The following is a 24,619-nucleotide window of genomic DNA, read 5'->3' on the forward strand; positions in this document are numbered from 1 at the left end:
AGAGGCATCCGCTTTGCTCCGGCCTGTCAGCACACTCGATGAAGGAACGACCGCCATGAAACTCCTGCCGATGCTCCCGGCGCTCGCCTGCCTGCTGGCGGGCTGTGCCGCCAGCGGCCCGCCGACTAACGCCGCGCACTTGAGTCCGACACAATGCCGCGACCTCGCTGCGCTTCGGAGCAATGCGCCTCCGAACCGCGCGCGGAACGCAAGCGAACTGACGGCGTTGCGGCAAGCGGGCTACGATCCGTCGAGATGGTACGACCCGTACTATCCGGAGGATCTGCAAGCGGCGCAGCGTCAGGTGGATGCCTGGTTCAAAGCGGACTGCAAGACGAGCGGGCCGCAAGCCGAGTGACGGGGCTCACGTCATCCGGCTGGCGTATGCCAGGAAGAATCGGGGTCCAGCACGAGTTGACGCAGGGGCGCGAGGCGCTTCTCGGCTTCGTCGGCCTGCGCGCGATACGCGGCGGCGTCGAGCGCGGAGCCGGCGCGTTCGGCGAGATCGGCCATCTGGCGCAGCAGCATGATTCTTTCTTCGATGGCGCGCAGCGTGGTCCATAAGCCGCCGTCGATGGCCTCGTCGATTTCCGCAATCAGCGTCTTGATCGAAAACGCGTGGCCGGTGTGACATCTGAACCGGATGATCGCCCCTTCTTCTATCTGCATGAGCACGCCGTTGCAGTCCGGACACGTGTATCGCGAAACGTTGCCGAGCTTCATGAAACTCGCCTCCCCGCCGTCTCCGGTCTCCGAAATCCTGTTCTCGATGGCAGCGTACGTGCGCGCGGACACGCCATGCGCCGGGCTGCCGGCGGGCGTAACGACCGCGCTCACGATCTTGCCGGCCAGTGCGTCCAGGCCACCGACGAAATCCACCTCGACGTGCGCGATCGCGCTTTCCGGCATGGACGGATGCTCGGCTGTCAGCGGGTCCTGCACGAACGCGAGTCCGCCGTGGTCCTTGACCGCCCAGAGTCCGGCGGTGCCGTCGTCGAGCGCGCCGGTCAGGATCACGCCGATCACGCGCTCGCCGTATGCCACCGCCGCCGAGCGGAACAGCACGTCCACGGCCGGGCGCGCGCGGCATTCCTTGGGACCGCGCGTGATCCGCACGCCCTCGTTCGTGAGCATGAGATGCCGGTCCGCGGTCGCCACGAAGACGGTGCCGTTCGCGAGCGGCGCGTTGTCGGTTGCCGCGACGACCCGCAGATTCGTCGTGCGGGCCAGAATGGTGTGCAGCGCGCTTGGTCCGTAAGGCGAAATGTGCATGACGATGAGGAGCGTCGCCGGCAACTGCGCCGGCAGACGGGCGAGCAGCGCGCCGAGCGCGGGCACGCCGCCCGCGGACGCCCCGATGACCACGATGTCCCGCTGAATGCGCGCGTCCATGGTTGTCCCCTGTGACTTGGATCGGCAGCCGTCGCGCCGCGACGAAACGTCGACCGTTATGTCCATTACGCACAGTCTACGCGCTAACGCTGCGCGCCCCCCATCCGGCGTGCGGCAAGCGCTCGCCCAGCGCCTCAGAAAACAGCGCCCGAGGCCTCGCACAACCGTGCATATCCTTAGCGAAAATGATGCGTTCCAGAGCGCCCGGCCGCTGGCTATGATGATCGGTCCGACGGTTCGCACCGTTCACATTGAAGGAGCATCGAACTTGACCCGAACCGAAACATCGCGCCGTCCGCTCGTGGTCGGAATCGGCGGCACGACGCGGCCTGCGTCATCGACAGAACGCGCGCTCGCCTTCGCGCTCAAGGGCGCGCAAGAATCCGGCGCGAGCGTGCAGTTGTTCGGCGGCGCGTTCCTGCATAGCTTGCCGCACTATGCGCCCGAATCGCGCGTACTCACGGACGAGCAGCACGAACTCATCGAAGCCGTGCGCGCCGCCGATGCGCTCGTCATCGCCACGCCGGGCTATCACGGCGGCATTTCGGGGCTGGTCAAGAACGCGCTCGATACGCTAGAAGAACTGCGCTCCGACGAGCGTCCGTATCTCGACGGCCGCGCGGTCGGCAGCATCGTCACCGCGTATGGCTGGCAGGCGGCGGGCACCGTGCTGACATCGCTGCGCTCCATCGTGCATGCGCTGCGCGGCTGGCCGACGCCGTTCGGCGCGGCGGTCAACACGCTGGAGACGCGCTTCGAATCGGCCGATACGTGCTCGGACCCGAAGGTCGTCGCGCAGCTGCGCACGGTCGGTCAGCAGGCCGCGAGTTTCGCGCATGCGTTCGGCGCGCATCGGCCGGACGCATGGCATGTCGTGGAAAACAAGGTGGCGGTGGCGCAGAGCTAGCGCCACGCGGGGACTCAAGCCGGACGCAGCACGCGCGACAACACGCGTTCTTCGAGTTCGGCGAACTCTTTCGCGGTTCGCGAACGCGGCCGCGGCAACGACACCGGCGTATCCAGCGTGATACGCCCCTCTTCGATCAGCACGATGCGATCGCCGAGCGAGACCGCTTCCTGCACGTCATGCGTGACGAGCAGCGCAGTGAAGCCGTGCTCGCGCCGCAACCGCTCGATCAAGCCCTGCATCTCGATGCGCGTCAACGCGTCGAGCGCGCCGAGCGGTTCATCGAGCAACAGCAGGTCCGGGCGATGCACCAGCGCGCGCGCCAGCGCCACGCGCTGCCGCTGACCGCCCGAGAGTCGCGTCGGCCACTCCTTCTCGCGCTCGGACAGACCCACTTCGGCCAGCGTCGCGCGGGCTTCTTCGCGCCGATTGCGTCCGCCATGCCTGCTATGCGGCAGCCCGATCATCACGTTGTCGAGCACGCTTTTCCACGGCAAGAGCCGCGCATCCTGAAACATGATGCGAACCTGCAACTCGCCGCCGGGCGTCGCGGCATGGCGCTCGACCACGCCGCCCGACGCTTCGTCGAGACCTGCAATGAGCCGCAGCAAGGTGGATTTGCCGCAGCCGCTGCGACCAACGATCGACACGAAACTGCCGCGCTCGATCGAGAAGTCGAGGTCAGCCAGCACGCGACGCTCGCCGAAGCGCTTCTCGACGCCACGCAGCGACACGGCGACATCGCGGCTCGCAGGCGTTCTGGCGAGCGGCTCCGCGGCGCGCGATGCGGGCCGTCGAAGATCCAGGGTATCGAGAGAGATCAGAGTCACGGCTGCGCCTCGTTTTGATAAGCGGGATGCCAGCGCAGGCTTGCGCGTTCGATGGCGCGCGCTGCCATGTCCGCGAGCTTGCCGAGCGCTGCGTAGAGCAGAATGCCGAGCACGACCACGTCCGTTTGCATGAATTCGCGCGCGTTCATCGTCATGTAGCCGATGCCCGATTGCGCCGAGATGGTCTCCGCCACGATCAGCATCACCCACATCAGGCCGAGCGCGAAGCGCACGCCGACGAGAATGGACGGCAGCGCGCCGGGCAAGATCACATGTCGATACAGCGCGAAGCCCGAGAGGCCATAGCTGCGAGACATCTCGATCAGATCGCGGTCCACGGAACGAATGCCGTGATACGTGTTCACGTACACCGGGAAGAACACGCCGAGCGAGACGAGCACGAGCTTCGCCTCTTCACCGATGCCGAACCACAGAATCAGCAGCGGGATCATCGCGAGCGCGGGGATGTTGCGGATCATCTGCACGGTCGAATCGAGCAGGATCTCGGCGGGCCGAAAGAGTCCCGTCGCGAGCCCGAGCACGAAGCCGATGCCGCCGCCGACCGCGAAACCGGCGAACGCACGCCACGCGCTGATTCTCACGTCGGCCCACAGTTCGCCCGACTGCCACACGGACCACGCGGCCTTCGCGACCGCGAGCGGTTCGGGCAACACGCGCGCGGACAGGCCGCCCGAGCGCGCGGCGGCTTCCCACGCAAGCAGGATCAGCAACGGGACGATCCACGGCAAGACGCGCACGCCGGCGCGTCGCAGCGTTTGGTTTCGCTTCATCGCGGCTCTCACCCCTGCGCGGCCTTCGGCAACTCCGACGTGCCGATCACTTCGCCGAACGGCCCCGACAGCGGCCCTGACGCGGACGCCTTTTGCGCGCGCGGCAGCAGCGGAAACACGAGCTCCGCGAAGCGGTACGACTCCTCCAGATGCGGGTAACCGGACAGAATGAACGTCTCGATCCCGAGTTCGGCGTATTGCTTCATCAGCCCGGCGACCTGCTGCGGATTGCCGACGAGCGCCGTTCCCGCGCCGCCGCGCACCAGCCCGACGCCCGCCCACAGATGCGGATAGACCTCGAGCTTGTCGCGCTTGCCGCCATGCAGCGCGGCCATGCGCCGCTGCCCTTCGGAGTCCATCTTCGAGAACTGGGCCTGCGCGCGCTGAATGGTCTCGTCGTCGAGCTTGCTGATGAGTTTGTCCGCATCGGCCCAGGCTTCGGCTTCCGTTTCGCGCACGATCACATGCAGCCGAATGCCGAAGCGAATGCTGCGCCCTTCCGCCTCGGCACGGCGGCGAATGTCGGCGAGTTTCTTCTCGACTTCGGCTGGCGGCTCGCCCCACGTCAGATAGGTGTCGATATGCTTCGCCGCGATCTCGTGCGCCGCCGCCGACGATCCGCCGAACCACAGCGGTGGATGCGGCCGCTGCACAGGCGGATACAGCACCTTGCCGCCTTCGGTGCGCAGATGCTTGCCCGCGAAGTCGAAGCTGCCCTTCTCGTGCGAGCTTTCCAGCAGCCCGCGCCAGATGCTCAGAAATTCGTCGGTGATTTCGTAGCGCGTGTCGTGGCTTTCGAAGACGCCGTCGCCCGCGAGTTCGTTCGGATCGCCGCCTGTCACGACGTTGATGAGCAGGCGCCCGTTCGAAAGCCTGTCGAACGTGGACGCCATGCGCGCGGAGAGTCCCGGCGAACTGAGGCCCGGCCGGATCGCGACCAGGAACTTGAGGCGGCGCGTCGCGGGAATGAGGCTCGATGCGACCACCCACGCGTCCTCGCACGAGCGGCCCGTCGGCAGCAGCACGCCTTCGTAGCCGAGCGTGTCGGCGGCGACGGCGATCTGGCGGAAGTAGTCGTAGTCGGCGGCACGCGCGCCTTGCGACGTGCCCAGATAGCGGCTGTCGCCGTGAGTCGGAATGAACCAGAAGACATTCATGCTTGGGCGTTTCTCGTAGAGATTAATTCGTTAGTACGGCGAACGATCTTACGCGACGTTCCAGCGCGCCTCGGTCACGTCGAGCTTCTTCGGGATCAGCCGGAGATTCGTGAACGTATCGGCGATCTGCTGCTGATACGCGAGCGTCGCGGGCGATATGGCTTCGATGCCGTACGCGGTGCGCTGCAACGCGTGCTCGATCGTCGCGGTGTCCAGCCCGACGAGCGGCGACAGTTGCGCCGCCACCGCTGGTACGTTGTCGCGCGCCCAGCGATCGACATGATCCAGTTCTTCCAGCACTGCGCGCACGATTTGCGGCTGGCCGGCGGCGAACTTGCGCGTCGCGACGTAGTACTGGATGTTGCGCACGAGCCCGGTGCCGTCTACGAGTTGACGCGCGTTTGCCTGGCGTTCGATGGCGGCGAGATACGGGTCCCAGATCACCCACGCATCGACGCTGCCCTGTACGAAGGCCGCGCGCGCATCGGCGGGCGCGAGATAGACCGGCTGAACGTCCGCGTACGAAAGCCCCGCCTTCTTGAGGGCCTCGACGAAGAGGTAATGCACATTCGAGCCCTTGTTCAACGCGATTTTCTTGCCGCGCAGTTGCGCGACCGAGCGGATGTTCGAATCTTTCGGCACGACGATGGCCTCGGCGCGCGGCGCGGGCGGCTCGCTGCCGACATAGACGAAATCGACGCCTGCTGCCTGCGCGAAGATGGGCGGCGTCTCGCCGACGGTGCCGATATCGACGGCCCCGGCATTGAGTCCTTCGAGCAGTTGCGGCCCCGCCGGAAACTCGAGCCATTGCACCGTGACGCCTTGCGGCCCGAGGCGCTTCTCCAGCGTGCCGCGCGCTCTCAGAACAACCAGGTTGCCGTATTTCTGATAGCCGATTCGCAGGGTCTTGCCGGCATCGTCGGCGCGCACGGCATTCGGTGCAAGCGCGCTCGCGCCCAGCGCGGCGAGTGTGAAGAGCGCGCGTCTGCGAGTCGACGACGGCGGCGCGTTTTCATGTGACATTCGTGGTTCCTCGGGCGATGAGCGATGGCATCGTCGATGCCGCATTCCCGGTCATCGTAACAACGCTCGCCGCGCGGCCTAAGCGAGAAATCGTGATAAGCATTGCAGCCTGCGCGCGCAATATGCATAGCGTTCGATATTGTTTGCGGCGACGTATGCGCGCCCCTAGCATCACGTCTCTTTCCACTGACGACGTCGCTTCCATGAAGACTTTCACGCCATTCAAATCCGCTCTTTTCTCGGTTCTGCTCGCATGGGGCGTCGCAGGGTTGCAGCCGGTTCAGGCCGCCGGCCAGACGGTTCGCGTCGGCATCATGTCGGGCGAGGACGAGGATGTCTGGCGCACGGTCGCGGCCAACGCAGCGAAGCACGGCATCACGGTGAAGGTCACGACCTTCTCCGATTACACTCAGCCCAACGAGGCGCTCGCGCAACATGATCTCGACGCGAACTCGTTTCAGCACAAGCCGTATCTCGACGCGCAGATTCAGGCACGCCACTATGCGATCGTGCCTGTCGGCTTCACGTATGTGCAGCCCATCGGGCTATATTCGCGCAAGGTGAAGTCCGTCGCGGATCTGCCGCAGAACGCGGCGATCGGCGTCCCCAACGATCCGAGCAACGAAGGCCGCGCGCTTCTGCTGTTGCAGGCGAACGGCGTCATCAAGCTGCGCGATAACGTCGGTCTCTTGCCGACCGCTCGCGACATTGCGGAGAACCCGAAGCACGTGCAGATCAAGGAACTCGATGCGGGCATCGTCGGGCGCGCCATCGGCGATCTGGATGCCGCCGTCGTCAACACCGACTGGGCGATCAAAGCGGGCATTCAGATTCCGCAGGAGCGCATTGCGCAGGAGAAAGTGCCGGGCAATCCGTATCGCAACTTCATTGCGGCCAACGCGAAGGACGCTCAGGCGCCGTGGGCGAAAACGCTCGTCGAGAGTTATCAGCAGGCGAACGTCGCATCGACCATTCTCGCGGTGTATCACGGGGCGACCCTGCCGGCATGGGAGGGCGCGCCGCAACATTGATCGCATGCGCGGCCGCGTCACAGCGGCCGCGTTAATCGGGGCCGGCACGGACGTTGCGAGGGTAAAGGTTCGTCCAAGCAAAAAGCGACGCAGCATTTCGTGCGTCACCGTGCCTATGGCTTCGCCATCATTATTCGAAGAAATATTCAACACCGCCCCTGTCGGCAGCTACCTGCTCTCTCCTACGCCCGAGGCTATCGTTCTCGCGGTCAACGATGCCTTCCTGAAGGTCTCGACGCTGCGTCGCGAAGACATGGTGGGCAAGAGTCTCTTTGAGATCTTTCCTCATAACGAATCCGATCCGAACGATACGGGGGTCGAGGCGTTGCGCCAATCCATTGCGCGAGCGAGAGAAAGCGGCCGCGCCGATCACATGCCGCTCCAGCGCTTTCCGCTGTGGGTCAGCGCCGAAGACGGCAGCATGCGCTATGAAGAGCGCTTCTGGAGCGCGGTCAATACGCCGATCTTCAACGCGGAAGGCTCGCTGATCTGCGTCTCGCACACGACCACGGACGTCACGGCCGCGCATCTGACACAAAGAGCGCTGGCCGCAAGCGAACAACGGTTCCGCACTCTTTTCGACGCGATCAATCAGGGCTTCTGCGTCGTGGAGATGGCGTTCGATGATCGAGGCGAACCCGTCGACTACCGCTTTCTTGCAACGAATCCCGCATTCGAAGCGCAGACGAGCGTCACGAACGCGGTGGGCAGGAACATGTCGGAACTGGTGCCCGGCCACGACCGCCATTTCTTCGACATCTACGGCTCGGTCGCGAAGAACGGCGTGCCGATCCACGTTCAGGTAAAGGCGTCGAAGCTGGACCGCTGGTTCGACATCTATGCGTTCCGTCCTGACGCGTCGATGCCCAATCAGGTCGGCGTGCTCTTCTCCAACATCACGGAGCAGCGCAAGAGCGAAGAGCGTCTTCTCGCGAGCGAGCAAAGCGCGCGCGCCGCGGCGCGCGAGGCGCTGGACGCCACGCGCCGCCTCGACGCCGTGCTCGAAGCGGCGCCTATCGGCATCGTCGTCTGCGATCAGCACGGCGGCATCGAGCGCGTGAACCGCTCTTTCGTGCAGCTATGGGGACAAGCGCATCCGCGCCCCGCGACCATCGACGATTTCGAACAATGGAAAGGACGCTGGGCCGATCATTCCGACAAGCACGGGCAGATGCTGAATGCGCATGACTGGACGATTGCCCGCGTGCTCAAGGGCATCGGACCGACGACGGACATCGTGTCGATCGAGAGCTTCGACGATCCACCGAACCGGCGCACGCTACTGAGCACCGGCGCGCCGATCCGCGACGAGCATGGCGCCGTGGTCGGCGCGGTCGTCGCGCAACTCGACATCACGGACCGCATCAACGCAGAAGAAGAACTGCGTCTTGCAGACAAGCGCAAGGACGAGTTCCTCGCGATGCTGTCCCATGAACTGCGCAATCCGCTTTCGCCGATTGCGAGCGCCGCGCAACTGATGCGCGCCGCGCCCAACGACGCGCGGCGCGTCAGCAAATCGTGCGAGATCATCTCGCGGCAAGTGAAGCATATGACCGGTTTGATCGACGATCTGCTCGACGTGTCGCGCGTGACGCAAGGGCTCATCAAGCTCGACATGGAAGTGCTCGACGCCAACCGCATAGCGGCTGACGCCATCGAGCAGGTCAGGCCGATCATCGAGCGGAAAAGGCATCGGCTCTCGCTGCTCACGCCGTCTTCCGCTGCGCTGGTGCGCGCCGACGAAAAGCGGCTGACGCAGATCTTCGTCAACCTGCTCAACAACGCCGCGAAATACACGCCCGAGAAAGGCGATATTCAGTTCTCCGTCGCGGTCGAAGGCAAGTTCATCAAGGTGACGGTCACGGACAACGGCATCGGCATGACGCCCGACATTGCGGCACACGCGTTCGATCTCTTCACGCAAGCCGAGCGCAGTTCCGACCGCACGCAAGGAGGGCTCGGCATAGGGCTGGCACTGGTTCGAAGCCTCGTCGCGCTGCATGGCGGCACGGTCAGGGCGTATAGCGCCGGACCCGGCAAGGGGAGCACGTTCGTCGTGTGTCTTCCTCATGCCGAGATGATGAAGACGCCAAGAAAACCCGAACCCGACGACACGCGGGAAGCGCCCTTCCTAACGCGGCTGCGAGTGCTGATCGTCGATGACAATATCGACGCCTCCGAGACGCTCGCCATGTTGATGGAGACGCTCGGCAATGAGGTGCGCGTGGCCGCGAACGGCATCACCGCCTTGCACGAAACCGAGCAGTGGATACCGCACGTGTGTCTTCTCGATATCGGCTTGCCGGATATGGACGGCTATCAGTTGGCATCCCTTTTGAGAAAGCAGCCGCGCACGGCCGATGCCGTTCTCGTGGCCGTGACCGGATACGGCTTGCAACAGGATAGAGACAAGGCGCTGTCGGCCGGGTTCGATCACCACTTCGTCAAACCGCTCGACGTGGGCAAGCTGTTCTCGCTGCTCGGCGAAATCGCGTCGCGGCAGCGGCAGGAGTGAGGGTTTACGGCGGCCCGGGAAGTCTCCGCGCAGCGAGCGCACCCGGCGGCACCCGTTAGAATGAACCGTACTCTCCGCGTTCATGCTCCAAAAGCGCCCTTCATGCAAGTAGCTCCCCCGCCCGACGACGAAAGCGAACGCCTGCGCGTTTTGCAAAGCCTGCACATTCTGGACACGCCCGCCGAAGAAGCATTCGATCGCGTCACACGCGTGCTGGCGCGCGTACTCGGCGTGCCGATCGCGCTCGTGTCGCTCGTCGACGCGCATCGGCAATGGTTCAAGTCGCGGCTCGGCATCGAAGCGTGCGAAACATCGCGTAATGTCTCGTTCTGCTCGCACGCGCTGCACGAAGCGGACATGCTCGTGGTCGAGGATGCGCGCAACGATCCGCGTTTTGCCGATAACCCGTTCGTCGCGGGTCCGCCGTGCGTGCGGTTTTACGCGGGCGTGCCGCTGCGTTCGAGCGACGGCCACGCCATCGGCACAGTCTGCGCGATTGATACGGTGCCGCGCGTGCTGTCGCCCGAAGATGCCGCGGTCATGCGCGACCTTGCCGCCATCGTCGAGCGCGAACTGCTGTCGCGCGAAAGCACGTATTCGGCGCGCGTGCTGCATCACGCGGACACGCAGGCCATTCGCCTCTCGGAAACGCGATTCCGCACGATCTTCGAACAGACGCCGATGGGCGCTGCGGTCGTGGCGCCGGACGGGCGCTTCATCGACGTGAATGCGCGGCTCTGCGAAATGCTCGGCTACAGCGCCGATGAACTGGTGGCGCTGACGTTCCAGCAGATCACATTCGTCGAAGATCTCGAAAGCGATCTGCAGAATCTGCGTCAACTGCTCGCGGGACACATCCCGACCTACGCGATGGAAAAGCGATACGTGCGCAGCGACGGTCTGCACCTGTGGGTTCAGCTCCACGTCGCGCTCGTGCGGCAGGCCAATGGCGAGCCGCTTCATTTCATCGCGATCGTCGAGGACATCGAGGCGCGCAAGGCAAACGAGCGGCTGCAGCGCGAGCATCGCGCGGCACTGGAAGAGCAAGTGAACGAGCGCACGGCCGAACTGCGCGCGACCAACATGCGGCTGCGCGGCGAAGTGGCGCGGCGCGAGACGATCGAAGCGACGCTGCGCACGCAGAACGAGCATCTTCAGGCGGTCATCAACAATGCGCAGGACGCATATGTCGCAATCGACCGCGAAGGCAATATCACCGAGTGGAACGACGCGGCCGAGCATATGTTCGGCTGGGCCCGGCACGAGGTCATGGGCCTGCCGATGGCCGAGACCATCGTTCCGCCCGCGTGGCGCGCCGCTCACGACGCAGGCATGCGCCGCTTCGTCCGAACCGGCGTGGCCACGATCCTTTCGAAAGCAACGGAAGTGACCGCACAGCGTCGCTCGGGCGAGTTCTTTCCGGCCGAGTTGCGTATCTCGACCGCCGCGACGCCGGACGGCGAGACGCTCTTCGCGTTCATCACCGACGTCAGCGAGCGCAAGCGCGTGGAGGCGGAGATCATCGAGAGCCGGGAAGCGATTCAAAAAGTCACGGATAGCTTGCCCGTGATGATCGCCTATGTCGACCGGGAGCTGCGCTATCAGTTTAACAACGACGGCTACCGGCGGCTGCTCGGGCGCGACACGGCGTCCATGCGCGGCAAGCCGGTCGAATCGGCGATGCCGGCTGGCATGTATCGAACGCTCACGCCCTCCTTTCGGCGCGCGCTTGCGGGCGAACGGCTGCAACACGATGATGTGGAGGATCACGAGGCCAGTCCGCGCACGTGGAGCGTGTCGCTCGTGCCCGACATGCGCGGGCGCGAAGTGATCGGTTTCTACATGATGGCGCAGGACGTGACGTCCCGCAGGCAGGCCGAGCGCCAGCTACGCGCGCAAGCCATGCGCGACGCGCTCACCGGCCTGCCGAACCGGCGTGCGTTGCTGCTGCACCTCACGCAGAACATCGCGTCCGACAGCGCCACGCGGCAGGCGCTCGCGGTGTTCTTTCTCGACCTCGACGAGTTCAAGCCGGTGAACGACGCATACGGTCACGAAGCGGGCGACGAGTTGTTGCGGCTCGTCGGCGCTCGGCTCACGGAGACGGTACGGCATAGCGATTTCACGAGCCGTCTGGCGGGCGACGAGTTCGTGATCGTCAGTCACGGCGTGGCGGATGAAGCCACCGCAGCGCGCATCGCCGATGCCATTTGCAGCGCCATGAACCGGCCGTTCACGCTGGCAGGTATGGAGGTGAGGATCGCGACGAGCGTGGGCGTCGTCGTCTGCAATGCGCGGGCGCGAACGACGCCGGATGCGCTCCTCGCCGCCGCCGACAGCGCCATGTACGAGGCGAAGCGCGAAGGCAGAAACCGTTACCGGCTGGGGGCGCGCATCGTGGAATAACGGGTGAAGGCGCGTTAGTTGAGTGAACCGTCCAGCGCCCCGGCGGTCCGGCCGCGCGTGGCGGCGCCGAACCATGTTTGTCCGACGCGATATTCGGCGATAGCGCCGAGCGCGAGCACGGCCGAGCCTAGTTCGAGCAGATGCGCCGGAGACATCGCGCTCGACAGCCACCAGAACGCGAGCAGCGAACCCATGCGCATGACGAGCATCACGAGATCTCGCGCGACGATGCGGTCGACGAGTTCGCCGCGTATGTCGAGCGCGCGCTGGTTCAGCACATGTTCGCTCGCGTTGAGGAACGGGCCCGCCGCCGCGCGAAGAATCGAATGCGCGACGAACAGCGCAGGAAGCCACGCGCTGAACCCGAGCAGCACGAACGAAATGGCGACCGCGAGGCACGACCAGCCGAGCCAGCCCGCGCGGTTATGCACGCCGCGGCTCTTGCGCGTCATGTAGAGCGCGACTGCGCCCGCCAGTCCCGCGACGGTGGACACCCAGCCGAGGTCACTGGCCGAACCGAGCGACATGGCCGCGCCGACCGACCCCACCGCGCCGCCGACCCCGAGCAGCCCCGACTCGACGAAAAAGAGCGGCAAACACGCGCGGAATTCCGGTTGCGCAATGACGCCAAGCGGGTTCGTCGCGGGGACCATCGGCGCTTCGGACACATGGCGGCCGAGCGCAAGACCGGCGATGACGCACACGACGCCATACGCCACGTACAGCACATGACTGCTGTTGTCCGTCTTCGCGAGGCAGAGCGTGGCGATGAGCGTCGCGATGATGCCGCCCGCGACGGCGAGCGCGCCGGAGCGCGAGGCGTAGCTATCGCGTTCGGTGTCGGTCAGCACGCTCATTTCGAGCCAGTAACGCGCGCTCCACGTGAGTCCGAGAAAGAAGCCGTACACGGCTGCCATCACCGGAATGGAGTCGCCGCCACAGAGAAGCAGCGCGCCGGGCACGAGAAAACTGAGGCGCATCAGCCGCCGCCCGGTGAGTCCCAGGCGCGGGCCGAGCAAATAGACGAAGAGCGCTGCGCCGCTCGCGTCGCACAGCATATAGGCGGTAAAACGAAACATGGCGTCGGTGTCATCGACACCGACGACGAAATAACCGATAAATCCGGCGAGCGTCCCGATTGCTCCTTGCAGGGAGACAAAAAGGAGCATTTCCTGCTCGTGCTTCGACATGATCTTGCGTTGGATGATCGATGTCCGGCACCGCGCATTGCAGTGTCGAACTGGCACCGGGCCAGACAGTGATGCTCGGTGCATCGTCGCTGTTCGAGGCGACGATTCGATCGTCCTCGGTAAGGAATGCCGATTTCACTTCCATCGCGATGGCCATACCCGGAAATTCCATCGCGGCGAAAGTGTAGTGTTAATCGACACTTACCTGCAAGACAAAACCAGCCTAAAAACCACGGTAAAACATACCTTCCCAACCGTTGCAAGAATCAGACGGCAGCGACCTCGGCTTGACTCCTGAATCCCTCCGCCGTGGCGATGCGCTCGACGAGGCTCAACGCCTGAGCCACCACTTGATCCATGTTGTAGTAGCGGTAGCTTCCGAGCCGGCCCGCAAAGACGACTTCGGGATGCGCCTCCGCGAGCGCCTCGTAGCGTTTGAACAACTCCGCATTCGCGGGCCGCGGAATCGGGTAATAAGGGTCGCCTTCGTCGCTCGGATACTCGTACGTGATGCTCGTTTTCGAGTGCTGTTGGCCCGTCAGATATTTGTACTCCGTGATGCGCGTGAACGGCACTTTCTCGGCCGGATAGTTCACCACCGCGAGCGATTGAAAGTGCTCCTGATCCAGCGTTTCGTGCCGGAATGCGAGCGAACGATAAGGCAGTTTCCCGAGACAGTGGTCGAAGTACTCGTCGATGGGGCCGGTATAAACGAGCTTGCGATAAGTCACCTCTTCGCGGACCTCGCGATAGTCGGTATTGAGCATGACCTTGATATTCGGATGCGCCAGCATCTTCTGGAACATGCGTGTATATCCTTCAAGCGGCATGCACTGATACTCGTCGTTGAAGTAGCCGTCGTCGGCCGTCGTGCGCACCGGCACGCGCGAAGTTACCGAGCGATCCAGTTCCGACGGGTCCATGCCCCATTGCTTGCGGGTGTATCCGCGAAAGAACTTCTCGTACAGTTCGCGCCCGATCTTGCTCACGACGACATCTTCAGATGTCCTTATTTCTGCAAGAGGCTCGGCGCGCGCCGCGAGAAACGCTTCCGCCTGCTGCGGCGAAAGGTCGAGCGAATAGAGGCGATTGAGCGTAGTCAGATTGATCGGCACCGGCACGAGCATGCCGTCGACGGATGCGAGCACGCGATGCCGGTACGGTCGCCATGCCGTGAAACGCGACAGATAGTCCAATACGCGCCGCGCGTTCGTGTGAAAGATGTGCGGCCCGTAACGGTGAATCAGAATGCCGTCCGCGTTGTATTCGTCATAGGCATTGCCTGCGATATGCGGGCGCCGGTCGATGAGCAGCACGCGCTGGCCGTACTCGCTCGCGAGCCGCTCGGCCATCACGCTGCCCGCGAAACCCGCGCCGACGATCAGATAATCGAAGCCTTTGCGTTGCTGTGCGCGCGCATCGGGCTGTGACGGATGATCGCTCGAGCCGGAATTGGAAGATCCGTTTGCTGTCGTTTCTACGATGCGCATTTTTTCACCTCGGCGAGCATTGCGGCACACGTGTTGTCCCACGAAGTTCCGGCCAGCACCGCTTCGACGCGGCCGATGAATGCTGCGCGGTCCCGTCCGTCGTCGAGCGCGCTTTCGATGGCACGCTCGAACGAAACCGCATCGCCGGCGATGCGGACCACGCCGCTCTCGCCATAGCGCGACACCACATCGGCAATCGGCGTCGATACCACGGGGCGGCCTGCGGCGAGATATTCGGGCGTCTTCGTCGGGCTGATAAAGCGCGTGGCCTCGTTGATCGCGAAAGGCATCAGCGCGACGTCCCAGCCGGCGAGATAGCGCGGCAGATCGTCGTAGGACTTCTGGCCGAGGTAATGAATGTTCGGTGCGTGCGGCAGATCGGCGGGCCCGATCTTCGCCACGGGGCCGAGCATGACGAACTGCCAGTCCGGCCTCGCGGCGGCGACCGCGCCGATCAGCGCGGCGTCGAAGCGCTCGTCGAGCACGCCGTAGAAGCCGAGACGCGGGCGCGGTATCGGCGTTTGATCGTCAGGCTCCGACAGCGGCTCGCGCGCCTTCGCGAAGTGCGCGACATCGACACTGCTCGGAAACGCATGCACGTTATGGTGAAAACGCCGCTTCGACTCATAGAGGCTCTGGCCGCCCGTGAAGACGACATCCGCGTGGCGCATGAGCCGCGTTTCGCGCTCCGTGAGCTGCGGCGGCGCATTCTTGAATGCGGAGAGCTCGTCCATGCAGTCATACACGATGAGCCTTGCATCGAGATGATCGGTAAAAGCGAGCGTCATCGGCGAGTAGTACCAGAGACCGAGATCCCATGTGCCTGTGTCCGCCAGATACGCGTCGAGCAGCGCGCGTTGCGCGCGCTCGTCCTCTTCCTGCGTGAAGCCGGAAGGAAGGCATGGCGTCAGCACTCGAATGCCTTCATTAGTAGTACGAACGTCGAGAGACGGCGCGGCATCGTCCGTTCGTCGAGGCTCTTCGAAGAAGAGCACTTCTGCCTGCTTCGCAATGCGCGAGAGCAAGTGCTGCGGTCGCTGATAAACGAAGTTCCAGCGAAGGTGCGAGAGGCATAGGAACGTCCGCGGCAGGCCTGAGCGCGCGATGGAGATGCGCGGGCGAGCGTGCGTCGACGGGCTGTCTGCGGACCCGGCCGCGCTGGCGGCTGCGGGTTCTGATCGGGCTTGAGTCTCGCGCAAGGGAGTGCCTCCGGAAGTCGCTGCCGGACGGAAATCCGCCCGGACATTCATCCATTGCGTCGGTGAGTCCGAAGCTCGGCTGCTTTCGCCTCGCGTTGAAGCCGGGTGACGCTACGCATCGCGCACGCGGCGGCCCGCACGCAGAGTCCGGCAAGGCACTCATGCGCGTGTCGTCGCGCTTGCTGACAAATCTGCGACATAAGCGGCAATCGTTGTTCCAGCGCGAGCGTGCTCGGGGCAAACACTGATCGCGCAGGGCGACGGCATACCGAGTGCTTGACTGCGTCGGGGAACGCTCTCACGTCGTACTAATTTTCAGGATGCTGGATATGGATGATCGGCTGGTGCTGTGGGGAGGACTGGAATGCACGGTCAACCGGGTGCGGGACACCTTCTTCAGTCAATTGGACCGTAACGGTCACGCGACGCGGGAGGACGATCTTCAGCGCTTCGCCTCGCTCGGCATACGGGCGCTGCGCTATCCGGTGCTGTGGGAAAGAACGGCGCCGTCGAGCATCGACGAAGCCGACTGGTCATGGCTCGATGCGCGCTTGCCCACGCTTCGCGCATTGGGCGTCGAGCCGATAGCGGGCCTCCTGCATCACGGAAGCGGGCCGCTGCCCGGCGGACTGCTCGACCCGCACTTTGCGCAAAGGCTCGCGGAATTCGCACGAGCGGTCGCTGAGCGTTATCCGTGGCTTTCGTACTACACGCCGGTCAACGAGCCGAACACCACCGCGCGATTCAGCGGGCTTTACGGCGTGTGGCATCCGCACGGCACGAGTGACCGGACCTATCTCGAAGCGCTGATCAATCAATGCAAGGCGACGGTGCATGCGATGCGCGAAGTGCGCAAGGTCAACCCGCACGCGAAGCTCGTGCAAACCGACGATCTAGGCAAGACGCAAGGCACGCCGGCCATGGCCGGGCTCGTCAACTTTTACAACGAGCGGCGCTGGCTTTCGTGGGATCTGCTGTGCGGAAAGGTGACGCCGCAACATGCGCTGTGGCGATACTTCATGGATGCGGGCGTCGCGGAAGAAGATGTTCTATGGTTCGTCGACAATCCGTGTCCGCCCGATATCGTCGGCATCAACTACTACATCACGAGCGAACGCTGGCTCGATCACCGCACGCATCAGTATCCGCAAGCGTACCGGTGCGAATGGTACGGCCAGCGCCTCGCCGACATCGAAGCGGCGCGCGCCCTCGCGCATCCGCCGCAGGGCATACGGACCGTGATCGATGAAGCGTGGCAGCGGTATCGCCTGCCGCTCGCAGTCACGGAAGCGCACATCGACTCGACGCGTCAGGACCAGTTGCGCTGGCTGCACGAAATATGGACCGCCGCGAGCGAAGCACGCGAACAAGGCGCTGACGTGCGCGCCGTGACGGTGTGGGCGCTGCTCGGCTCTTACGACTGGAACTGCCTCGTCACGGAGGAGCGCGGCTACTACGAATCGGGCGCATTCGACGTGCGCGGACACGAGCCGCGCGAAACAGCCGTTGCCGCTTTGATGCGCGATCTCGCGGCGGGCCGTCCACACGATCATCCCGTTCTGCATGGCACAGGATGGTGGCGCCGTCCGGGGCGCTTTCTCTGCGAGCCGGTCGTGCTGGACGCATCCGGCACGCTGGCCGCACCGGCGCGCCAAAGTCATCTGACGCACTCGCCTGCTCCGATTCTCATCGTCGGCGACGGCGCGCTGGCGCAACTTTTCGCAACCACCTGCGCCCAGCGCGACCTGCGATACGCCGCCGTGTCGGCAGATGATGTGCTCGGCAACGATGCGATCGGCACGTTCGAGCCTTGGGCCGTCGTCAACGCAATCGATTCTCCATATGGCGATGAAGCCGGGCGCAGTCCGGGCGATCGTCTTCGCACGATGACGACGACAGCCGCCGCGCTGGCCGACGCTTGCGCCGCAGCGGAGATCGAGTATCTCGTCTTCTCGTCCGATCGCGTGTTCGACGGCCGCGCGACGCAGCCGTATGTCGAAACCGACGACGTGAGCCCGCTCGATCGTCTCGGCCGTTGCATGGTCGAGACCGAACGGGAGGTGTTGAGGCGTTTGCCGGAGGCGCTCGTCGTTCGCACGGGTCCTGTCTTCGGTCTATGGGACTGCGAAGACTTTCTCGCCCCGACTTTGCACGCCCTCGCTCAAGACCGCGCGTTCGTCGCCGCAAAGGATGTGACGATATCGCCGACCTATGCGCCCGACCTCGTGCACGCGTGCCTCGATTTGTTGATCGACCGCGAGTCGGGCATCGTGCATCTGAGCAGTCGCGGCGCCCTGACCTGCTTCGAATTCGCGGTTCAGTCGGTAAGCCTCGCCGGTCTCGATACGAGCCTCATCGAGCCGCGCAACGTCGAGTCGATGCGTCCGCGAGCGCCGCAGCCGCTCTATCGCGCGCTTGCGAGCCGAAGGGCGGCCGTGTTGCCGACGCTTCAGGATGCACTGCGACGCTGCATCGAGCATTGGCAGGCGCATGTGTGCGAGCGCGAGCCGGGGCTCGCCATGCAGACGAGAAGCGACGCCTAGCGGTGCATGTCAACGCGCGTACTGCGACGCGATCGCCAGCAAGATGCCGACGAACTCGTCCATTGCTTGCGAAGTCGTCTCGTCTTTTCGCGTGATGACGCTGTAGTTCGACATGGTGCGCCGTATCGGCACACTGAGATAACCGAGCAGGCCGTGCTTCACGTACTTGTCCATCGCGGCCTGCGGCTGAAGCGAAATCATGTCGGTGGCTTGCAGCAACTCCAGCGTCGAAAAAATGGAAGGCGTTTCGACGATGCCCACCGGCGCGACCATGCCGGCCGCCGCGAATGTCTCTTCGAACAGCTGCCGCATAGCGGTGCCTTGCGGATACAGAATCCACGGCCATTGCCCGAGGCTCGTCATCTCTACGCGCCGCTCTTTCAACAACGGATGATGCTGCCCGACCACCGCACGCACCGGTTCCGCCAATAGATCCACCACATGAAAAAGCGCTTCGTGCCGCGCTTCGGTCGGGCGTCCGACCATGACATCGATGCGTCTTTCTTCGAGCCATGCCGCGAGCTGATCGCTACTCTGCTCCACCAGCTTGATGATGAGCCGCGGGCGTCGGCGCTGTATCTCCTTGATCGCCGCAGTAACGAGTTGCGCGGCCGAAGCGGGAATGAACCCGACCGTGAGATGGCCATAGCCGCCGTTCTTCAGCGTCGCGAACTCGCCCGAAAACTTGCCGAGGTTCGAGAGCGTCGTGCTGGCATAGCGCACGGAGAGCGTGCCGAGATCGGTCGGCCGCATTTCGCGCGGCAGGCGTTCGAAGAGCGGCGCATCGAACATCGCTTCCAGGTCGCTCAGGATCTTCGTCGCGGCCGGTTGCGTGATGTGCATCTGTTCGGCCGCGATGCGCAGGTTGCGCGTGCGCCCCAGCAGTTCGAGCAACTGGAGATGCCTGAAGCGCAGCTTCGTCAGCACCTGGGCAGCGGAGAGCGTGGAATCTTGCGACATAGGGTAAACGTGCGCCGACTCATAACCGAATGGAATTGATTCTACTCAATTCGCGATTGGACGCTTATCGAAAGCGCATCGGAAAATTTGGGGCTCTTCTCAGTGCATGAACCCTTACCCTGACCGAACCCATCACGATGAACACACCAGTCCGATACTCCGCCGATGAACTTCAGGCCTTCGCCCGGCATCTGCTCACGAAAGCCGGCATGGAAGACGTGAAAGCGCACGCCGTGGCGCGCACGCTCGTCGACGGCGACCTGATGGGACACGACACGCATGGCCTCGCGTTGCTGCCCGGTTATATCCGCGAGATCGAGAACGGCGCGATGACGTGCGCCGGCGAACCGGAGGTCGTGTCGGACCGCGGCGCCAGCGTGTTGTGGGATGGCCGGCGTCTTCCCGGCCCGTGGCTCGTTCTGAGCGGCATCGAAACGCTCGCGCCGAGAGCGAAGGAATATGGCAGCGCGACGCTCGTGATCCGGCGCAGCCACCACATCGCCTGTCTTGCGAGTTATCTGGAGAAAGCCACGGCGGACGGATTCATGATCGTGCTCGCGAGTTCCGATCCGGCGGTGCGAAGCGTCGCGCCTCACGGCGGCACGCGCTCGGTGTTCACACCGAATCCGATCGCAGCGGGCATTCCCACATCGGGCACGCCGTTTCTGATCGACATCTCGGCATCCACGGTCACGAACGGCATGACCGCGCGCCGCCATAAAGCGGGCGAGCTGTTCGACGAAGCCTGCTTTCTCGATGCAGAAGGACACCCGAGCCGCGATCCCGCCGTACTCTCAGCCGAGCCGCCGGGGTCCATTCTTCCGGTCGGCGGCATGACGTGGGGGCATAAGGGCTTCGGGCTGGCGCTTATGATCGAGGCGTTGACGGGCGGTCTCGCCGGTCACGGCCGTGCCGATCCGCCGGATGGCTGGGGCGCGACCGTGTTTCTGTCGCTGTACGATCCCGCGGCCTTCGGCGGTCCCGCTGCGTTCGCGCGGCAAATGGACTGGATCGGCGACGCTTGCAGGGAGAATCCGCCGCGCCCGGGAACGTCGAGCGTGCGGATGCCGGGCGATCGCGGATTGAGCTTGAAGCGCGACCAGTTGCGCGACGGCGTGGTGCTGCATCCGACCATCGCGCCGGCGCTGGAAGCCTGCGCCGTGCGCTATGAAATTGCGTTTCCCGCCGCGCTCGCCGGCTAACGTATCGACGAGAGCGGGCGGCGGCGCGGCGGTTTGTTGTCGGTTGGTGTTATGTGCGCTCGTCGAGCGCGGCCGGCGGAATCGGGCCGCGCACGAGCACCCAATAGCCGATCACCGCGACGGCCGCCACGCCAGCCCCGACGAAAAGCGCGGGCTGGAACGAGTGCGACTGCTGCACGATGAAACCCGTCACCACCGGCGCGAGCGCGCCGCCGAAGTAGCCGCCGAAGTTCTGCATCGCGCCGATCGACGCCGTGCAGTTCGCCGGCGCGGCCACCGAAGCCGTCGCCCAGGCCGCGCTGCTCGACACGTACAGCAACAGCATCGAGATGGAGATGAACACGACTGCGAGCGTCGCGCTGTGCGTGAGGCCGGTCAGCACCGTGAACACGGCGACACCGAGGAGCGAAGCCGCCATCGGGTATTTGCGGCTATTGACCGCCGATACGCCGCGCCGGGCGAGCACGTCGCAGATCTTGCCGCCGGAGAGCGAGCCGATCACGCCGAAGAGATAAGGCACCGCCGCCACCCATCCGGACTTCGAGATGGTCAGATGGAACTCCATCTGCAGATACGTCGGCAGCCACGCGTTGTAGAGCCACAAGACGTAGATCGTGCCGAAGAAGCCGAGCAGCATGCCCCACGTCGTGCCGAATTCGAAGAGGCGCCGCCATTCGCGCCACGTCGGACGGCTCTGCACTTCGCCATCGACATCCGTGAGGTAGGCGCGCTCGCGTTGCGTCAGCTCGACCTGACGCGGGTCGCGATGCACGGCGTAAAAGCACAGCGCCACGACGAGGCCGGCAATGCCCATGATGCCGAACATCCATCGCCATCCGACGGCCAACATCACGACCGTCAGCAAGGGCGCGGAAATCGCGGTGCCGAGCGTGGACGAACTGTTCCAGATGCCGGTTGCGGCGCCCCGCTCCTTCTTGCCGAACCAGTCGCGCACGACCTTCGCGCTCGTCGGAAACTGCGGCGCCTCGCCGATGCCGAGCACCATGCGCGCGGCGAAGAACTGGCCGAAGCTCGTCACCACGCCGCCGAAGGCTTGCGCCACCGACCACGTCGCGAGACTGACGGCCAGCATGATGCGCGCGCCGAAGCGGTCGACGAGCGCCCCGGCCGGCAGTTGCGCGAACGCATACGCCCACAGGAACGCCGAAAGCAGCAGGCCCATTTCGGCGACCGACAGCCCGAGGTCGTGGCGGATCAGCGGATTCGCGATGGACAGCGTGGCGCGGTCGATATAGTTGATGATGCCGCTCAAGAGAAGCAAACCCAGCGCGGTACGCTGAATTCGCCGGACTCGCGGCGAAGCGCGGTCGTCGGACGCGACGAACTGCGCGCCGCCCGCGTCCGATTCCGGCACGCGCGGCGCAGTGGAGGATTGCTCCATGGGGTATGTCTCCTGGATATTTGTTTTGTCGGCGAGGCCGGGTGTCGATTCCGACGCGCGCAAGGCGGCATTGGACTGAGGCACGATAAGTCGGCGTCCGTCAGAAATCCAATCACAATTCCTCGGGAACCGATTCCATTTGTTTATCGCACGCTAGGGGCAAACCCGCGCACGACCGGGCGTCTGCGGGCGTTTGCGCCGTTACAACGGTCGCAGGCGTACGACGAATTACCGGACCGGTGCCGCTCGTCTAGCGTATCATTGCCGCGCCTCCCTCCTATTCCCCACCAGAAAAACTTCATGCATCCGCCTAAATTGGCCGGTACGCCGCTCGACGCGTATCACGTCTGCGCGTTCTTCAACAGCCGCGACGAAGAGTACGCAACGCTCAATCCCTTCTTCAAGGAGGCGGTGGAAAATGGCGAAAAGGTCATGCATATCATCGATCCCGCTTTGATCGCCGACCATCGCGCGCGGCTCACGGCATCGGGCATCGATGCGGCGCACTGCGAAGCGTGCGGCCAGCTCGAACTCGTGCCCTGGGGCAATGCGTATCTGAATGACGAAGGCGTGTTCGACAAAGACCGGATGCTGGCCGCCGTCGAGCATCTGACGGGGACCGGCCGCGACGCGGGATTCTCGCGTCTGCGCATCATGGGGAACATGGACTGGATATTCCAGGACATCGAAACTGCGCCCAAGCTGATCGAATACGAAGCCCAGGTCAACGAGGTGCTCGCTCGCAACCGCCAGCCCGCCATCTGCGTGTACGACATGGCGAAGCTCTCGGGCGCGATGCTGATGGACCTGCTGCGCACGCACCCGATGACGCTCATCAACGGCGTGGTGCAGGAGAATCCCTTCTTCACGCCGCCTTCGGAGATGATTCGCGAACTCAAACGGCGTCGGTCCGCCGAATCCGCGCCGGGCGAGGAGCCGGCCGTTAGCTCCGGCGCCTCTCTGGAAGAGCATGACCGCTGACGCGGCTATCGAGGCGCTGTCGCGGGAAGCCGCCGAGCGCAGCCTGCGCGATCTCATGGGTCTGCTGGCGCTGCCCGCGCTATGGGCGGGGCGAGACGGCCGCACGGTCATCGCACTGATGACAGAGGCCGTCGAGCGAATCGTGCGTCTGGATATTTGCTACGCGCACGTGCCGCTGCTTCCGGACGCCCCTCCCTTCGATAGCCTGCGTCTGTCCGAAGCGCAAGCCACCGCCGATACGCGCCTCGCCTGGGAGCCGGCTATCGAAGCGTGGCGGAGCATGCCCATCAGCCCGCGAGCCGTGCTTCAGGCGACGCCGGCCGGCGCGCAACGGCTCGTGCGCATGAGCATGGGCTACACGGCCGCACAGGGCAGCGTCTGGTTCGGCTCGGCGGACCCCTCGTTTCCCACCGTCGCGGATCTCGCGTTTCTCCGCGCGGCGACCTCGCTCGCCGCCACCGGTTTGCAGGCCGCGCGGGCCGCTCACGAGCGGGAGACGGCAAGCCGCGCAAAAGACGAATTTCTCGCCATGCTCGGTCACGAACTGCGCAATCCGCTCGCGCCGATCACGACCGCGCTCGGCCTCATTCGCAAACATCGTGGCGGCGCCTCGGACAAGTATCACGAGATCATCGAGCGGCAGGTGTCGCATCTGTCGCGGCTCGTCGAAGACCTGCTCGACGTGAGCCGCATCACGCGCGGGTCCATCGAGCTGCATCTGGAACCCGTGCGAATCGGGTCGGTGCTGACGCGGGCGATCGAGGCCGCGAGTCCGCTCATCGAGCAGCGCGGCCAAACCTTGTCGCTCTCCGTGAGAGACGACGGCGCATTGATCTCCGCGGACCTCACGCGGCTCACGCAGGTCTTCGGCAATCTGCTGAACAACGCGGCCAAATATACCGATGCAGGCGGCGCCATCCGCGTCGAAGCCGTGACGCGTGCGACGGAGATCGTCGTGTCCGTATCCGATAACGGCGCCGGCATCAGCGACGAACTGATGCCCCGCCTCTTCACCATCTTCGAGCAGGGACGAACCACCATCGACCGCGCGAAAGGCGGATTGGGGATTGGCCTTGCGCTCGTGAAGAATCTCGTCGAGCTGCATGGCGGCACCGTGACCGCGACGAGCGAAGGGCCGGGCAAGGGGTCCACCTTCGTCGTGACGCTGCCGACCGCACCGCATGCGCTCGCGCCGGTGGACGCATTGCCGTACTGGCATTCGCTTCCCGACGGAAACGGCGTGCGCGTGTTGCTCGTCGACGACAACGAGGACGGTCTTCTCGCGATGGAAGCGTTCCTTACCGAACTCGGATTCGACGTCGCGACGGCGAGCCTGCCGGAAACGGCACTGCGAGTCGCGGCGGACTTTCGCCCGGAGTTCGCCGTGCTCGATATCGGCTTGCCGGGCATGGACGGCTATGAGCTCGCCAGGACGCTGCAACGGCAACACGGGGCTCACGCGCCCCGGCTCTTCGCGTTGACCGGCTATGGCCAGCCAGAAGACCGCAAGCGCTCGGCGGACGCCGGCTTCGAGCGTCACTTCGTGAAGCCGGTGCCGCTCATGGATCTCGCAGAGGCGCTGCGCGTGATCGAGTGACGC

At 64.6% G+C, this 24,619-nt stretch carries 20 protein-coding genes; 10 read left to right on the plus strand and 10 right to left on the minus strand.

Translation table 11 applies throughout. The features are described from left to right. Nucleotides 1-55 precede the first annotated feature (55 nt). Nucleotides 56-358: a DUF4148 domain-containing protein gene (locus NCR35_RS24820; protein ID WP_250536575.1), complete on the plus strand. Its 303-nt coding sequence runs from the start codon at nt 56-58 to the stop codon at nt 356-358. Between the two features lie 11 nt (nt 359-369). Here NCR35_RS24820 and NCR35_RS24825 read toward each other — a convergent pair whose 3' ends face one another. Then, nucleotides 370-1,392: a chemotaxis protein CheB gene (locus NCR35_RS24825; RefSeq protein ID WP_250536576.1), complete on the minus strand. Its 1,023-nt coding sequence runs from the start codon at nt 1,390-1,392 to the stop codon at nt 370-372. 220 nt (nt 1,393-1,612) lie between these two features. Between NCR35_RS24825 and NCR35_RS24830 the strand changes: the two genes are divergently transcribed. Beyond that, nucleotides 1,613-2,299 carry an NADPH-dependent FMN reductase gene (locus tag NCR35_RS24830; RefSeq protein ID WP_370650736.1) on the plus strand — a complete coding sequence of 229 codons (687 nt, stop codon included), beginning with the start codon at nt 1,613-1,615 and terminating at the stop codon, nt 2,297-2,299. 14 nt (nt 2,300-2,313) lie between these two features. On the opposite strand, the gene NCR35_RS24835 is transcribed toward NCR35_RS24830, so the two are convergent. Genes NCR35_RS24835 through NCR35_RS24850 form a run of 4 tightly spaced genes read right to left on the minus strand, consistent with a single transcriptional unit; the run spans nt 2,314 to nt 6,100 of the window. Continuing rightward, nucleotides 2,314-3,120, minus strand: a complete 807-nt coding sequence (locus NCR35_RS24835; protein WP_502801722.1) for an ATP-binding cassette domain-containing protein — start codon at nt 3,118-3,120, stop codon at nt 2,314-2,316. Nucleotides 3,121-3,125: 5 nt separating this feature from the next. Continuing rightward, complete coding sequence (gene ssuC / locus NCR35_RS24840; RefSeq protein WP_250536577.1) at nt 3,126-3,920, minus strand: aliphatic sulfonate ABC transporter permease SsuC; 795 nt, start codon at nt 3,918-3,920, stop codon at nt 3,126-3,128. Between the two features lie 8 nt (nt 3,921-3,928). Continuing rightward, nucleotides 3,929-5,077 (minus strand): FMNH2-dependent alkanesulfonate monooxygenase, encoded by a 1,149-nt coding sequence (gene ssuD / locus NCR35_RS24845; RefSeq protein ID WP_250536578.1) that lies wholly within the window; start codon nt 5,075-5,077, stop codon nt 3,929-3,931. Between the two features lie 48 nt (nt 5,078-5,125). Then, nucleotides 5,126-6,100, minus strand: a complete 975-nt coding sequence (locus NCR35_RS24850) for a sulfonate ABC transporter substrate-binding protein (RefSeq protein WP_250536579.1) — start codon at nt 6,098-6,100, stop codon at nt 5,126-5,128. Between the two features lie 203 nt (nt 6,101-6,303). Here NCR35_RS24850 and NCR35_RS24855 point away from each other — a divergent pair, with 203 nt between their 5' ends. The 3 genes from NCR35_RS24855 (at nt 6,304) to NCR35_RS24865 (ending at nt 12,052) form a co-directional block, all read left to right on the plus strand. Then, complete coding sequence (locus tag NCR35_RS24855; protein ID WP_250536580.1) at nt 6,304-7,131, plus strand: MetQ/NlpA family lipoprotein; 828 nt, start codon at nt 6,304-6,306, stop codon at nt 7,129-7,131. A 115-nt stretch (nt 7,132-7,246) separates the two neighbouring features. After that, nucleotides 7,247-9,646 (plus strand): hybrid sensor histidine kinase/response regulator, encoded by a 2,400-nt coding sequence (locus tag NCR35_RS24860; RefSeq protein WP_250536581.1) that lies wholly within the window; start codon nt 7,247-7,249, stop codon nt 9,644-9,646. A 102-nt stretch (nt 9,647-9,748) separates the two neighbouring features. Next, nucleotides 9,749-12,052, plus strand: a complete 2,304-nt coding sequence (locus NCR35_RS24865; protein WP_250536582.1) for a PAS domain S-box protein — start codon at nt 9,749-9,751, stop codon at nt 12,050-12,052. Nucleotides 12,053-12,066: 14 nt separating this feature from the next. Here the strand turns inward: NCR35_RS24865 and NCR35_RS24870 are convergent, their stop codons facing one another. Then, nucleotides 12,067-13,242, minus strand: coding sequence for a hypothetical protein (locus NCR35_RS24870; protein WP_248323069.1), 1,176 nt, complete (start codon nt 13,240-13,242; stop codon nt 12,067-12,069). 20 nt (nt 13,243-13,262) lie between these two features. Between NCR35_RS24870 and NCR35_RS24875 the strand changes: the two genes are divergently transcribed. Then, nucleotides 13,263-13,430 carry a hypothetical protein gene (locus NCR35_RS24875; RefSeq protein ID WP_244849464.1) on the plus strand — a complete coding sequence of 56 codons (168 nt, stop codon included), beginning with the start codon at nt 13,263-13,265 and terminating at the stop codon, nt 13,428-13,430. Between the two features lie 78 nt (nt 13,431-13,508). On the opposite strand, the gene glf is transcribed toward NCR35_RS24875, so the two are convergent. Together glf and NCR35_RS24885 are read right to left on the minus strand one after the other, a co-directional pair. Next, nucleotides 13,509-14,732: a UDP-galactopyranose mutase gene (gene glf / locus NCR35_RS24880; RefSeq protein WP_284503283.1), complete on the minus strand. Its 1,224-nt coding sequence runs from the start codon at nt 14,730-14,732 to the stop codon at nt 13,509-13,511. Continuing rightward, on the minus strand, nt 14,720-15,646 hold the full coding sequence (locus NCR35_RS24885) for a glycosyltransferase (protein WP_250536583.1): 927 nt from the start codon (nt 15,644-15,646) through the stop codon (nt 14,720-14,722). Before NCR35_RS24885 ends, glf begins: the two co-directional genes overlap by 13 nt. Before the next feature lie 614 nt (nt 15,647-16,260). On the opposite strand from NCR35_RS24885, the gene NCR35_RS24890 reads away from it, so the two are divergent. Continuing rightward, nucleotides 16,261-18,474: a family 1 glycosylhydrolase gene (locus NCR35_RS24890; RefSeq protein WP_250536584.1), complete on the plus strand. Its 2,214-nt coding sequence runs from the start codon at nt 16,261-16,263 to the stop codon at nt 18,472-18,474. A gap of 9 nt (nt 18,475-18,483) precedes the next feature. Here the strand turns inward: NCR35_RS24890 and NCR35_RS24895 are convergent, their stop codons facing one another. Continuing rightward, nucleotides 18,484-19,434, minus strand: a complete 951-nt coding sequence (locus NCR35_RS24895; RefSeq protein ID WP_250536585.1) for a LysR family transcriptional regulator — start codon at nt 19,432-19,434, stop codon at nt 18,484-18,486. A gap of 137 nt (nt 19,435-19,571) precedes the next feature. Between NCR35_RS24895 and NCR35_RS24900 the strand changes: the two genes are divergently transcribed. After that, nucleotides 19,572-20,636, plus strand: coding sequence for an Ldh family oxidoreductase (locus NCR35_RS24900; RefSeq protein WP_250536586.1), 1,065 nt, complete (start codon nt 19,572-19,574; stop codon nt 20,634-20,636). A 49-nt stretch (nt 20,637-20,685) separates the two neighbouring features. Here NCR35_RS24900 and NCR35_RS24905 read toward each other — a convergent pair whose 3' ends face one another. Beyond that, entirely contained in the window at nt 20,686-22,038 is a 1,353-nt protein-coding gene (locus NCR35_RS24905; protein WP_250536587.1) for an MFS transporter, read from the minus strand. Nucleotides 22,039-22,338: 300 nt separating this feature from the next. Between NCR35_RS24905 and NCR35_RS24910 the strand changes: the two genes are divergently transcribed. Together NCR35_RS24910 and NCR35_RS24915 are read left to right on the plus strand one after the other, a co-directional pair. Further along, complete coding sequence (locus tag NCR35_RS24910; RefSeq protein ID WP_250536588.1) at nt 22,339-23,019, plus strand: MEDS domain-containing protein; 681 nt, start codon at nt 22,339-22,341, stop codon at nt 23,017-23,019. After that, nucleotides 23,009-24,616, plus strand: coding sequence for a hybrid sensor histidine kinase/response regulator (locus NCR35_RS24915; protein ID WP_250536589.1), 1,608 nt, complete (start codon nt 23,009-23,011; stop codon nt 24,614-24,616). The genes NCR35_RS24910 and NCR35_RS24915 overlap by 11 nt, the downstream gene beginning before the upstream one ends. The last annotated feature ends 3 nt before the right edge of the window (nt 24,617-24,619 follow it).

It is taken from the genome of Caballeronia sp. AZ10_KS36 (assembly GCF_023631105.1).
Classification (GTDB): Bacteria; Pseudomonadota; Gammaproteobacteria; order Burkholderiales; family Burkholderiaceae; genus Caballeronia.

Bases quoted from the DNA above. Each gene is read 5' to 3' on its own strand.
- glf (WP_284503283.1), bottom strand. From the start codon at position 14,732: ATGCGCATCGTAGAAACGACAGCAAACGGATCTTCCAATTCCGGCTCG.
- ssuC (WP_250536577.1), bottom strand. From the start codon at position 3,920: ATGAAGCGAAACCAAACGCTGCGACGCGCCGGCGTGCGCGTCTTGCCG.
- NCR35_RS24825 (WP_250536576.1), bottom strand. From the start codon at position 1,392: ATGGACGCGCGCATTCAGCGGGACATCGTGGTCATCGGGGCGTCCGCG.
- NCR35_RS24850 (WP_250536579.1), bottom strand. From the start codon at position 6,100: ATGTCACATGAAAACGCGCCGCCGTCGTCGACTCGCAGACGCGCGCTC.
- NCR35_RS24870 (WP_248323069.1), bottom strand. From the start codon at position 13,242: ATGTCGAAGCACGAGCAGGAAATGCTCCTTTTTGTCTCCCTGCAAGGA.
- NCR35_RS24890 (WP_250536584.1), top strand. From the start codon at position 16,261: ATGGATGATCGGCTGGTGCTGTGGGGAGGACTGGAATGCACGGTCAAC.
- NCR35_RS24905 (WP_250536587.1), bottom strand. From the start codon at position 22,038: ATGGAGCAATCCTCCACTGCGCCGCGCGTGCCGGAATCGGACGCGGGC.
- NCR35_RS24860 (WP_250536581.1), top strand. From the start codon at position 7,247: ATGGCTTCGCCATCATTATTCGAAGAAATATTCAACACCGCCCCTGTC.
- ssuD (WP_250536578.1), bottom strand. From the start codon at position 5,077: ATGAATGTCTTCTGGTTCATTCCGACTCACGGCGACAGCCGCTATCTG.
- NCR35_RS24855 (WP_250536580.1), top strand. From the start codon at position 6,304: ATGAAGACTTTCACGCCATTCAAATCCGCTCTTTTCTCGGTTCTGCTC.
- NCR35_RS24900 (WP_250536586.1), top strand. From the start codon at position 19,572: ATGAACACACCAGTCCGATACTCCGCCGATGAACTTCAGGCCTTCGCC.
- NCR35_RS24895 (WP_250536585.1), bottom strand. From the start codon at position 19,434: ATGTCGCAAGATTCCACGCTCTCCGCTGCCCAGGTGCTGACGAAGCTG.
- NCR35_RS24865 (WP_250536582.1), top strand. From the start codon at position 9,749: ATGCAAGTAGCTCCCCCGCCCGACGACGAAAGCGAACGCCTGCGCGTT.
- NCR35_RS24830 (WP_370650736.1), top strand. From the start codon at position 1,613: ATGATCGGTCCGACGGTTCGCACCGTTCACATTGAAGGAGCATCGAAC.
- NCR35_RS24875 (WP_244849464.1), top strand. From the start codon at position 13,263: ATGTCCGGCACCGCGCATTGCAGTGTCGAACTGGCACCGGGCCAGACA.
- NCR35_RS24820 (WP_250536575.1), top strand. From the start codon at position 56: ATGAAACTCCTGCCGATGCTCCCGGCGCTCGCCTGCCTGCTGGCGGGC.
- NCR35_RS24915 (WP_250536589.1), top strand. From the start codon at position 23,009: ATGACCGCTGACGCGGCTATCGAGGCGCTGTCGCGGGAAGCCGCCGAG.
- NCR35_RS24910 (WP_250536588.1), top strand. From the start codon at position 22,339: ATGCATCCGCCTAAATTGGCCGGTACGCCGCTCGACGCGTATCACGTC.